General features: G+C 67.2%; 11 protein-coding genes. 7 read left to right on the top strand and 4 right to left on the bottom strand.

Annotation, left to right across the window (positions count from 1 at the left end):
- The first annotated feature begins 189 nt into the window (after positions 1-189).
- Positions 190-1,059 carry a LysR substrate-binding domain-containing protein gene (locus PHQ87_RS10955; protein WP_300234003.1) on the top strand — a complete coding sequence of 290 codons (870 nt, stop codon included), beginning with the start codon at positions 190-192 and terminating at the stop codon, positions 1,057-1,059.
- A 16-nt stretch (positions 1,060-1,075) separates the two neighbouring features.
- Here PHQ87_RS10955 and PHQ87_RS10960 read toward each other — a convergent pair whose 3' ends face one another.
- Entirely contained in the window at positions 1,076-1,504 is a 429-nt protein-coding gene (locus tag PHQ87_RS10960; protein ID WP_300234005.1) for an Hsp20/alpha crystallin family protein, read from the bottom strand.
- A 183-nt stretch (positions 1,505-1,687) separates the two neighbouring features.
- Between PHQ87_RS10960 and PHQ87_RS10965 the strand changes: the two genes are divergently transcribed.
- The gene (locus tag PHQ87_RS10965; protein WP_300234007.1) at positions 1,688-3,190 is read left to right on the top strand and encodes an FAD-linked oxidase C-terminal domain-containing protein; all 1,503 of its coding nucleotides are present in this window, start codon (positions 1,688-1,690) and stop codon (positions 3,188-3,190) included.
- A gap of 246 nt (positions 3,191-3,436) precedes the next feature.
- On the top strand, positions 3,437-3,919 hold the full coding sequence (locus PHQ87_RS10970; protein WP_300234009.1) for a response regulator: 483 nt from the start codon (positions 3,437-3,439) through the stop codon (positions 3,917-3,919).
- A 23-nt stretch (positions 3,920-3,942) separates the two neighbouring features.
- Here PHQ87_RS10970 and PHQ87_RS10975 read toward each other — a convergent pair whose 3' ends face one another.
- Entirely contained in the window at positions 3,943-5,298 is a 1,356-nt protein-coding gene (locus PHQ87_RS10975) for a glutamine synthetase family protein (RefSeq protein WP_300234011.1), read from the bottom strand.
- A gap of 173 nt (positions 5,299-5,471) precedes the next feature.
- Here PHQ87_RS10975 and PHQ87_RS10980 point away from each other — a divergent pair, with 173 nt between their 5' ends.
- Positions 5,472-6,038, top strand: a complete 567-nt coding sequence (locus PHQ87_RS10980; protein ID WP_300234014.1) for a DUF3617 domain-containing protein — start codon at positions 5,472-5,474, stop codon at positions 6,036-6,038.
- Between the two features lie 34 nt (positions 6,039-6,072).
- Here the strand turns inward: PHQ87_RS10980 and PHQ87_RS10985 are convergent, their stop codons facing one another.
- Positions 6,073-6,774, bottom strand: a complete 702-nt coding sequence (locus tag PHQ87_RS10985; protein WP_300234017.1) for a YggS family pyridoxal phosphate-dependent enzyme — start codon at positions 6,772-6,774, stop codon at positions 6,073-6,075.
- A 39-nt stretch (positions 6,775-6,813) separates the two neighbouring features.
- Here PHQ87_RS10985 and PHQ87_RS10990 point away from each other — a divergent pair, with 39 nt between their 5' ends.
- Genes PHQ87_RS10990 through PHQ87_RS11000 form a run of 3 tightly spaced genes read left to right on the top strand, consistent with a single transcriptional unit; the run spans position 6,814 to position 9,919 of the window.
- Positions 6,814-7,857 (top strand): type IV pilus twitching motility protein PilT, encoded by a 1,044-nt coding sequence (locus PHQ87_RS10990; RefSeq protein WP_300234020.1) that lies wholly within the window; start codon positions 6,814-6,816, stop codon positions 7,855-7,857.
- 5 nt (positions 7,858-7,862) lie between these two features.
- A complete protein-coding gene (locus tag PHQ87_RS10995) occupies positions 7,863-8,999 on the top strand; it encodes a PilT/PilU family type 4a pilus ATPase (protein ID WP_300234023.1) in 1,137 nt (378 codons plus the stop codon).
- A gap of 17 nt (positions 9,000-9,016) precedes the next feature.
- Positions 9,017-9,919 carry an NAD(P)-dependent oxidoreductase gene (locus tag PHQ87_RS11000; protein ID WP_300234026.1) on the top strand — a complete coding sequence of 301 codons (903 nt, stop codon included), beginning with the start codon at positions 9,017-9,019 and terminating at the stop codon, positions 9,917-9,919.
- A gap of 115 nt (positions 9,920-10,034) precedes the next feature.
- On the opposite strand, the gene PHQ87_RS11005 is transcribed toward PHQ87_RS11000, so the two are convergent.
- Positions 10,035-10,268 (bottom strand): BON domain-containing protein (locus PHQ87_RS11005; protein ID WP_300234028.1); only part of this gene is annotated, 234 nt, incomplete at its 5' end.

Below are 10,268 nucleotides of genomic sequence, written 5' to 3' on the forward strand. Positions count from 1 at the left end.
CGGCCACAAGACCGTCGTCTTCAAGTGAACCATGCCCCCACGCTCCGCCGCTGCGCGGGTCGCTGCCCCCCCGGGGGGTGCGGATTCAGCTTGGGGCGGCCCGGCGCTGAATCCATGGCCCCCACGCCCCGCCGCTGCGCGGGTCGCGCCTGGCAGGTGGCGGCTCGTGCCGTCTGATCGAGCGCACGGATGACGGCCCGCATTCCGCCCATCCAGTGCCTGCTCACGTTCGAGGCACTGGCGCGCCTGCGCAGCGTCACGCAGACCGCGGAGGAGTTGTGCGTCACGCCCAGCGCGGTCAGCCACCGCATCCGGCAACTGGAGCAACTCCTGGGCACCAAGCTGTTCGGGCGGGCGGATTTTTCGCTCACCACCGAGGGCAGCGAATACCTGGCCCATGTGCGCGAGGGCCTGGCCGCGCTGCAGCGCTTCCCGGGCGACAACGCGACGCCGGGCCGGCGCAAGCTGCGCCTGGCGGTCACGCCAACTTTCGCGCGCTCGCTGCTGCTGCCACGCCTGAAGCAGTTCAGCGACGCCTACCCGGAGATCGACCTGACCCTGCAGGTGAGCATCCCCCTGCTGGATGTGGTCGCCGAAGACGCCGATCTGACGATCCGTTTCGGCACCGGCCGCTATGCGGACATGGAACACCTGTGTCTGATCAAGGACGATGTCACGCCGGTGGCTTCACCGGCCTTCGTGCGCGAGCACGGTCCCTTCGAATCCGCCGACGACCTCCAGGGCCTGCCGCTGCTGCGCAGCCCGCTGGACCCCTGGCGCACCTGGTTCGCCGCGCACGATCTGGACTGGCCCGAGCCGGTGGACGGCTCGCAGTTCAACGATGTCGGGCTGGCCTGCGACGCGGCGGCCGTGGGCATGGGCGTGGCCCTGGCGCGCCTGAAGCTGGCCGCCCCCTGGCTGGACGACGGCACCCTGGTGCCGCTGTTCACCCGCCGCGTGCCCAGCCCGCACGCCCACTACCTGTGCTGGCGCACCGGCACCATGGACCGCTGGGAATGCGCCGCGTTCGCGCAGTGGCTCCAGCAGTCCCTGGGCTGACGGGCTCCCGGCGCGGTCACTCCACCGTCAGGCGCTGGCCGGGCTGGCTGGCCTTCTTCGGCAGCGTCAGTGTCAGCACACCGTTGTCGTACTTGGCCTTGGCCTTGCCGCTGTCGATGTCGTCCGCCAACTGGAAGCTCCGTGCCACCGAACCGTAGTAGCGCTCGGTGCGCAGCACCTTCTCACCTTCTTTCTGGCTGTCTTCCTGCTTGATCTCGGCGCGCAGCGTCACCAGCGGGCCATCGATGGTCACGTGGATATCCTCCTTGGACACACCGGGCACCTCGGCCTGCACGGTGTAGGCGTCGGCCGCCTCCCGCACGTCGATCTTGATCTGCGAGGGTGCCGGCAACGGGTCACCGTGCAGGGGCTTGACAAAGAAACCGGGGGCAACGTCCTTGAAGAAGTCGTCGAACAAACCGGAACGGGTGATGAGACTGTTCATGGGATTCACTCCTTGCTTGGATGGTTTCGGAAGCACTTGGCTTCTCGGCATTTATATGGCAGCGGCGCCACGCAGTTCAAGGCCTGGGGCCCGCCCCCGGCTTGACCAGGATCAAATCACCTTCATGCCGGGTTGCAAGATTTCTCATTCCCGGCGCGGGCCGCCGGGCCTACACTGCGGCCCATGAGCCATCCTGCCGTTGCCGCCGATGCCCCGCCCGCCGGGCGCGCCACCCGCCAGGCCGAGGTGGTGCGCGCGCTCGGCGCCGTGCTGCCCGCCCACGCGCTGCTGTGGCAGGCCGAGGACACCGTGCCCTACGAGTGCGACGGCCTGACGGCCTACCGCGAACGCCCGCTGGTGGTGGCGCTGCCCGAGACGGAAGACCAGGTCGCCGCCGTGCTCAAGGCCTGCCATGCGCTGGACGTGCCGGTGGTGGCGCGCGGCGCCGGCACCGGCCTGTCCGGTGGCGCCATGCCCCATGCCATGGGCGTGACGCTGTCGCTGGCCAAGTTCAACCGCATCCTGTCGGTGGATGCGCACGCGCGCACCGCCGTCGTGCAGGCCGGCGTGCGCAACCTGGCCATCAGCGAGGCCGCCGCGCCGCACGGCCTGTACTACGCACCCGACCCGAGCAGCCAGATCGCCTGCACCATCGGCGGCAACGTGGCCGAGAACTCCGGCGGCGTGCACTGCCTCAAGTACGGCCTGACGCTGCACAACGTGCTGCAGGTGCGCGGCTTCACCATCGAAGGCGAACCCGTCACCTTTGGCAGCACGGCCCTGGACACCCCGGGACTGGACCTGCTGTCGCTGGTGATCGGCAGCGAGGGCATGCTGGCCGTGGCCATCGAGGTGGTGGTCAGGCTGGTGCCCAAGCCGCAACTGGCGCGCTGCATCATGGCCAGCTTCGACGACATCCGCAAGGCCGGCGATGCGGTGGCCGCGGTGATCGCCGCCGGCATCATCCCGGCCGGGCTGGAGATGATGGACAAACCCATGACCGCGGCGGTGGAGGATTTCGTGCGGGCGGGCTACGACCTGAATGCCGAGGCCATCCTGCTGTGCGAGAGCGACGGCACGCCCGACGAGGTGGCCGAGGAAATCGATCGCATGAGCGCGGTGCTGCGTGGCTGCGGCGCCACCGCCATCGCCATCAGCCGTGACGAAGCCGAGCGGCTGCGCTTCTGGAGCGGGCGCAAGAACGCCTTTCCCGCCAGCGGCCGCATCAGCCCCGACTACATGTGCATGGACTCGACCATCCCGCGCAAGCGCCTGGCCGACATCCTGCGGGCCATCCAGCGCATGGAGCAGACCTACGACCTGCGCTGCGCCAACGTCTTCCACGCCGGCGACGGCAACCTGCACCCGCTGATCCTGTTCGACGCCAACGACCCCGACCAGTTGCGCCGCTGCGAGCTGTTCGGCGCCGACATCCTGGAAACCAGCGTGGCCATGGGCGGCACGGTGACGGGCGAGCATGGCGTGGGCGTCGAAAAGCTCAACAGCATGTGCGTGCAGTTCTCGGCCCAGGAAAACGCCCTGATGAACGGGGTCAAGCACGCCTTTGACACCAAGGGCCTGCTCAACCCTGGCAAGGTCATCCCGACACTGCAACGCTGTGCCGAGTACGGCCGAATGCTGGTGCGTGGCGGACGCCTGGCACACCCCGAACTGCCCCGGTTCTGACGGGCACATCCGACCCCGCCACGGCCGCGCCTGCAAGTCTTGCATGGCAACGGCGGTGGTTTTGACACACAATACATGCAGGAGTTGTTCGGCGGTGTTCCATCGCCTGCATTCCCGTCCGGGCTTGAGCGGACGGGCGTCGGCCTGGCGTTGCGGCAGCGCGTCGCCGGGCGGCATGGCGGACAGGTCTGGGCAACAAGCAGGGCGTGCACGGCAGCACGTCCCCCGGCATTTGACGGACAACGCATGAACAAGCACGCAAGCCCCATTCTTCTGGTCGAAGACAACCCGGACGATGCCGAGCTGACCCGGCTGGCACTGGCCCGGCATGGTCTGGACCAGCGGGTGGTGCACGTCTCCGACGGTATGCAGGCACTGGACTACCTGTACCGCCGTGGCAAGTTCGATGCGCGCACCACGGTCGATCCCCAGCTGGTCCTGCTCGATCTGAAGATGCCGCTGCTCGATGGCATCGGGGTGCTCAAGGAAATCAAAGGCTCGGAACTGCTGCGCAACATCCCGGTCGTGATCCTGACCTCCTCCACCGAGCCCAGCGATCTGCAGCGGGCCTACGACGCCGGCACCAACGCCTACATCGCCAAGCCGACCGAATTCGCACAGTTCCTCTCGGCCATGAAGCACGTGTGCGAGTTCTGGGTCAGCATCAACCAGATTGCGCCCCGCGTGCCAGGGGGCGCACGGGCCTCGAACTTCGGCGAACTGATCTGAGTCACAGCCGGGCCGGCGCCTGGCTACACGTGCAGCAGCAGGAAGCGCCGCTCCCAGGGGCTGATCACGTCGAAATACTCGCGGTACTCGGCGTCCTTGATGGCGCTGTAGGTCTGGATGAAGTGGGTGCCGAAGATCTCGGCCAGCGGCTCGCAGGCCATCAGCAGGTCCACGGCCTGGTCCAGGTGCCGCGGCAACTGATGCGGCTGCTCATAGGCACTGCCGGTGAGCGGGTCGGAGGGCTTGAGCTTCTGCTTGATGCCCAGGTAGCCGCAGGCCAGGCTGGCGGCCAGGGCCAGGTAGGGGTTCACGTCCACCCCGGCCAGGCGGTTTTCCACGCGACGCGCCTGCGGATCGGAATGCGGCACACGCAGGCCGCAGGTGCGGTTGTCGTAGCCCCACTGCAGGTTGATCGGCGCCGAGGTGAAGCGCGACAGCCGCCGGTAGGAATTCACATAGGGCGCAAAGAAGGCGGTGGCCGCCGGCAGGTAGGCCTGCAATCCGCCGATGTAATGAAAGAACGCCTCCGAGGGCTGGCCGTCGGGCCGGCTGAAGACGTTGCGGCCGGTGGCCATGTCCACCACGCTCTGGTGGATGTGCATGGCGCTGCCGGGCTGCCCCTGCATCGGCTTGGCCATGAAGGTGGCGTACATCTGGTGCCGGATGGCGACCTCGCGGATGGTGCGCTTGAACAGGAACACCTGGTCCGCCAGCGGCAGCGGATCGCCGTGGTCGAGGTTGATCTCCATCTGCGCCGTGCCCATCTCGTGGATCAGCGTGTCGAGCTGGATGCCCTCGGCCTCGCACCAGTCGTACATCACGTCGAAGATGTCGTCGTACTCGTTGACCGCGTCGATCGAGAAGCTCTGCATGCCGGCCTCGGTGCGCTTGGTGCGGCCCACCGGTGGCTTGAGCGGAATGTCCTCGTCCGGTTCGATCTGCACCAGGTAGAACTCCATCTCGGGGGCGACGATGGGCCGCCAGCCCTCGGCCTCGTAGCACTGGAGGATGCGCCGCAGCACCGCGCGCGGCGCCAGGTCCACCGGCGAGCCGTCGAAGCGGTAACAGTCGTGGATAATCTGCGCCGTCGGCTCCTTGGCCCAGGGCACCGGCCGCAGCGTGGTCACGTCCGGCAGCAGTTGCATGTCCGGGTCGGACACCGAGGTGTAGTCCTCCTTCGGGTAGTCGCCCGTCACCGTCATGGTCAGCACCGCCTCGGGCAGGCGCAGGCCCAGCGCCGGGTCGTACTTGTGGCGGGGCACGATCTTGCCGCGCGGCTGCCCTGACATGTCGGGGACCAGGCATTCGATTTCGGTGATGCGGTGCTCGTCCAGCCACTGCTGGATCTGACGGGCGGCTGAATCTTCGGTACGGGCCATGGGTCGGTGTGAACGATTGCGATGGCCGCACTGTACGCCCACCGCCCCCGGACGTCACGCACCCCGCCACCCGGGCGTCGGGCCACGGCCCGTGGGTAGCCACAGTCACCGCCACAGTTCACAATGCGGTCTTGGTCCTTTGTCTGCTGATGTTCTGAATGGAGAGACTAGCAATGCGTTCCACCCTTCGCCTGACCTGCCTGTGCACCGCCGCCCTGGTGTCCGGCGCCGCCCTGGCGCAATCCAACACCAAGCCCGGCCTGTGGGAAATCGAGAGCCAGATCGGCGGTAGCCCGGAACTCGATCAGGCCATGGCCCAGATGCAGCAGCAAATGGCCAACATGCCCCCGGCCCAACGCAAGATGATGGAAGACATGATGGCTGCCCAGGGTGTGCGGATGGGCAAGGGCAGCGGCAAGGGCATGGCCGTACAGGTTTGCATCACCCCCGAAATGGCGGCGCGCAACGACCTGCCCACGCAGACCGAGGGCGACTGCACGACCAAGATCGGTGCGCGCAGCGGCAACACCATGAAGGTCAGCTTCCAGTGCACCAACCCGCCCTCCTCGGGCGAAGGCACCTACACCTTCCGCGGCAACACCGGTTACGACATGGACATGGTGGTGCGCAACCAGCAAAACGGCAAACCCTCGACCATGACCCTCAAGGGCACCGGCCGCTGGCTTGCCGCCGATTGTGGCAAGGTCAAGCCGCTCAGCACGCTGTCGGGCAAGCAATAAACCCGCCACGGGCGCGGCGGCATGCCGCGCCCGCTCATTTCCTCGGCCGGTGACCGAAGATGCCGCGACCCACGCGCACCAGGGTCGAGCCAGCCGCCACCGCGGCCGCCAGATCGTCGCTCATGCCCATCGACAGCGTGTCGATGCCGCCGTCCTGCGCACGCAACTGCTCGAACAAGGCCCGCGCACGGGCGAACACGGCGTGCTGCACCTGCGGGTCGTCCGAGGGTTCGGGGATGCACATCAGGCCACGCAGCCGCAGCCGGGGCAGCGCCCGCACCGCCTCGGCCAGCGCCGGCAGCTCGTCGGGCGTCACGCCCGATTTGTTGGCACCTCCATCGATGTTGACCTGCAGGCACACCTGCAGGTGGGGCAGATCGTCCGGCCGCTGCGCCGACAGGCGCTGCGCGATCTTGAGCCGATCGACCGACTGCACCCAGTCGAAGTGGCTCGCCACCAGACGCGTCTTGTTGCTCTGCACGGGGCCGATGCAGTGCCATTCGACCCTGGCGTCGGGGCGCCGCTCGCGCAAGGCGAGGATTTTCTCCACGCCTTCCTGCACGTAGTTCTCGCCAAAGGCGCTCTGGCCGGCCGCGATGGCCTCGAGCACCGCCTCGACCGCAAACGTCTTGGACACGGCCAGCAGACCGACCTCGGTTGCCTTTCGGCCGCTGGCGGCGCACGCCTGGTCGATCTGCGCCCGCACGCGCTGGAGATTGGCTGCAATCGTCGTCATAATCAAATCGTTTCAGCAACAAGAGGATGGGATCACGGGATGGACATCACCCAGCTGCTCGCCTTCAGCGTCAAGAACAAGGCCTCCGACCTGCACCTGTCCGCCGGACTGCCGCCCATGATACGGGTGCACGGCGACGTGCGCCGCATCAACGTCGAGCCCCTGGACCACAAGACGGTCCACGCCATGGTGTACGACATCATGAACGACGCCCAGCGCAAGCACTACGAGGAGTTCCTGGAAGTCGATTTCTCGTTCGAGATCGAAGGCCTGTCCCGTTTTCGCGTCAACGCGTTCAACCAGAACCGCGGCGCCGGCGCGGTCTTCCGCACCATCCCGAGCAAGATCCTGACGCTGGAGCAGCTCAACGCGCCCAAGATCTTCGCCGACCTGGCCCTGCGTCCGCGCGGCCTGGTGCTGGTGACCGGCCCCACGGGCTCGGGCAAGTCCACCACGCTGGCGGGCATGGTCAACCACCTCAACGAGTCGTCGTACGGCCACATCCTCACCGTCGAGGACCCGGTGGAGTTCGTGCACGAGTCCAAGAAATGCCTGGTCAACCAGCGCGAGGTCGGCCCCCACACCCTGAGCTTCGCCAACGCCCTGCGCTCGGCACTGCGCGAGGACCCGGACGCCATCCTGGTCGGTGAAATGCGCGACCTGGAAACCATCCGCCTGGCCATGACCGCGGCCGAAACCGGCCATCTGGTGTTTGGTACGCTGCACACCTCCAGCGCCGCCAAGACCATCGACCGGATCATCGACGTGTTCCCGGCCGAGGAAAAGGACATGGTGCGCGCCATGCTGTCCGAGTCGCTGGTGGCCGTGATCTCGCAGACCCTGTGCAAGAACAAGGACGGCTCGGGCCGGGTGGCCGCGCACGAGATCATGCTGGGCACCAGCGCCATCCGCAACCTGATCCGCGAAGGCAAGGTGGCGCAGATGTACTCGGCCATCCAGACCGGCAACGCGCTGGGCATGCAGACGCTGGACCAGAACCTGACCGATCTCGTGCGCCGCAACATCATCAGTGCGGCCGAGGCGCGCAGCAAGGCCAAGATCCCCGAAAACTTCCCTGGGTAAGCATCATGGAACGTGATCAGGCCTCCAAATTCATCAACGACCTGCTCAAGCTGATGCTCAGCCGGGGGGGCAGCGACCTGTTCCTGACCGCCGACTTCCCGCCGGCCATCAAGGTCGATGGCAAGGTGACCAAGGTCTCACCCCAGCCGCTCAACGGCTCGCACACGCTGTCGCTGGCGCGGGCCATCATGAACGACAAGCAGGCCGCCGAGTTCGAGCGCACCAAGGAGTGCAACTTCGCCATCGCGCCGCCGGCCATCGGGCGCTTCCGCGTCAGTGCCTTCGTGCAGCAGGGCAAGATCGGCATGGTGCTGCGCACGATCCCGGCCACGCTGCCGACCATCGACGCCCTGGGCCTGCCCCAGGTGCTCAAGGACGTGGCCATGACCAAGCGCGGCCTGGCCATCATCGTTGGCGCCACCGGCTCGGGCAAATCGACCACGCTGGCCGCCATGGTCGACTGGCGTAACGAGCACACGCACGGGCACATCATCACCGTCGAAGACCCCGTCGAGTTCGTGCACCCGCACAAGAACTGCGTGGTCACCCAGCGCGAGATCGGCATCGACACCGACAGTTGGGAAGCGGCGCTCAAGAACACCCTGCGCCAGGCGCCGGACGTGATCCTGATGGGCGAGATCCGCGACCGCGAAACCATGGAGCACGCCATCCAGTTCGCCGAGACCGGTCACCTGTGCCTGGCCACGCTGCACGCCAACAGCGCCAACCAGGCGCTGGACCGCATCATCAACTTCTTCCCCGAAGACCGGCGTTCCCAGTTGCTGATGGACCTGTCGCTGAACCTGCGCGGCCTGATCTCGCAGCGCCTGGTGCCGCGGCAGGACAACAAGGGGCGCTACGCGGCCGTCGAGGTGATGCTCAACTCGCCGCTGATCGCCGACCTGATCTTCAAGGGCGATGTCGCCGAGATCAAGGAGATCATGAAGAAGAGCACCAACATCGGCATGCAGACCTTCGACCAGGCCCTGTTCGATGCCTTCGAGGCCAACCTCATCACCTACGAGGATGCCCTGCGCAACGCCGACTCGCTCAACGACCTGCGCCTGCAGATCAAGCTCAACAGCCAGCGCGCCAAGACCCGTGACCTGGCCTCGGGCACGGAGCACCTGACCATCATCTGACAACGGGGACACCACACATGAGCAGCATCGGCACCAAGACCTACGAACCCGCACCGTCGCGCAAGGTGGCCTTTCTGGGGCTGGGCGTGATGGGGTACCCGATGGCAGGACACCTGGCCAGGGCGGGCCACCAGGTCACGGTCTACAACCGCACGCCGGCCAAGGCCCAGGCCTGGGTGGCCGAGTTCGGCGGCACGGCCCGCGGCACACCGCGCGAGGCGGCCACCGGGGCCGAGATCGTGTTTGCCTGCGTCGGCAATGACGACGACCTGCGCGCCATCACCCTGGGCGCCAACGGTGCCTTTGCCGGCATGCAGCCCGGCGCCATCTTCACCGACCACACCACGGCCTCGGCCAATGTGGCACGCGAGCTGTACGGCGCCGCCAGGAACCTGGGGCTGGCGTTCGTCGATGCCCCGGTCTCGGGCGGTCAGGCCGGCGCCCAGAACGGCGTGCTCACCGTCATGTGCGGTGGCGACGCACCCGCGTTCGAAGCCGTCAGGCCCACGGCCATGGCCTTCTCGCGCGCCTTCACGCTGATGGGCGACAGCGGCGCCGGCCAGCTCACCAAGATGGTCAACCAGATCTGCATTGCCGGCCTCGTGCAAGGCCTGGCCGAAGCCATTGCCTTCGGCCAGAAGGCCGGTCTGGACATGGAGCAGGTGCTGGATGTGATCGGCAAGGGCGCGGCCCAGAGCTGGCAGATGGACAACCGCGGCAAGACCATGATCGCCGACCAGTTCGAATTCGGTTTCGCCGTTGACTGGATGCGCAAGGACCTCGGCCTGGTGCTCGACGAGGCCAAGCACAACGGCGCCCGCCTGCCGGTGACGGCGCTGGTGGACCAGTTCTACGCCGACGTGCAGGCCATGGGCGGCCACCGGTTCGATACCTCCAGCCTGATAAAAAGACTGAGGTAGCCCAAGCGCCAGGGCACCGTGGAACCGGCTTCGCCGGGCCACTGGTGCCGTCCCCCTCGAAGCGCCGAAGGCGCGCAACAGAGGGGGGAAGCCGCGCCAGCGGCGCAGGGGGGTGTCACTCGGTCTTTGTCTTCAGCCGGTTGATTTCCTCGTCCGGCAGGATCTCGATCAGGCGCACGACGCGCTGCACGCCGGAGGTGGTGCGGGCGACGCTGGTGGCGCGCTCGGCCTCGCTTTGCGAGAGCATCCCCATCAGGTAAACAGTGCCACGCTCGGTCACGACCTTGATCGAGTTGGCCGGGATGTCCTTGGCGGCGACCAGGCCCGCCTTGACCTTGCCCGTGAGCAG

This window comes from Hydrogenophaga sp. (assembly GCF_028698005.1).
Classification (GTDB): domain Bacteria; phylum Pseudomonadota; class Gammaproteobacteria; order Burkholderiales; family Burkholderiaceae_C; genus Hydrogenophaga.

Coding starts and splice junctions, on each gene's coding strand:
- PHQ87_RS10975 (WP_300234011.1), bottom strand. CDS start 5,298: ATGGCCCGTACCGAAGATTCAGCCGCCCGTCAGATCCAGCAGTGGCTG.
- PHQ87_RS10990 (WP_300234020.1), top strand. CDS start 6,814: ATGGACATCACCCAGCTGCTCGCCTTCAGCGTCAAGAACAAGGCCTCC.
- PHQ87_RS10980 (WP_300234014.1), top strand. CDS start 5,472: ATGCGTTCCACCCTTCGCCTGACCTGCCTGTGCACCGCCGCCCTGGTG.
- PHQ87_RS10970 (WP_300234009.1), top strand. CDS start 3,437: ATGAACAAGCACGCAAGCCCCATTCTTCTGGTCGAAGACAACCCGGAC.
- PHQ87_RS10960 (WP_300234005.1), bottom strand. CDS start 1,504: ATGAACAGTCTCATCACCCGTTCCGGTTTGTTCGACGACTTCTTCAAG.
- PHQ87_RS10965 (WP_300234007.1), top strand. CDS start 1,688: ATGAGCCATCCTGCCGTTGCCGCCGATGCCCCGCCCGCCGGGCGCGCC.
- PHQ87_RS10995 (WP_300234023.1), top strand. CDS start 7,863: ATGGAACGTGATCAGGCCTCCAAATTCATCAACGACCTGCTCAAGCTG.
- PHQ87_RS11000 (WP_300234026.1), top strand. CDS start 9,017: ATGAGCAGCATCGGCACCAAGACCTACGAACCCGCACCGTCGCGCAAG.
- PHQ87_RS10955 (WP_300234003.1), top strand. CDS start 190: ATGACGGCCCGCATTCCGCCCATCCAGTGCCTGCTCACGTTCGAGGCA.
- PHQ87_RS10985 (WP_300234017.1), bottom strand. CDS start 6,774: ATGACGACGATTGCAGCCAATCTCCAGCGCGTGCGGGCGCAGATCGAC.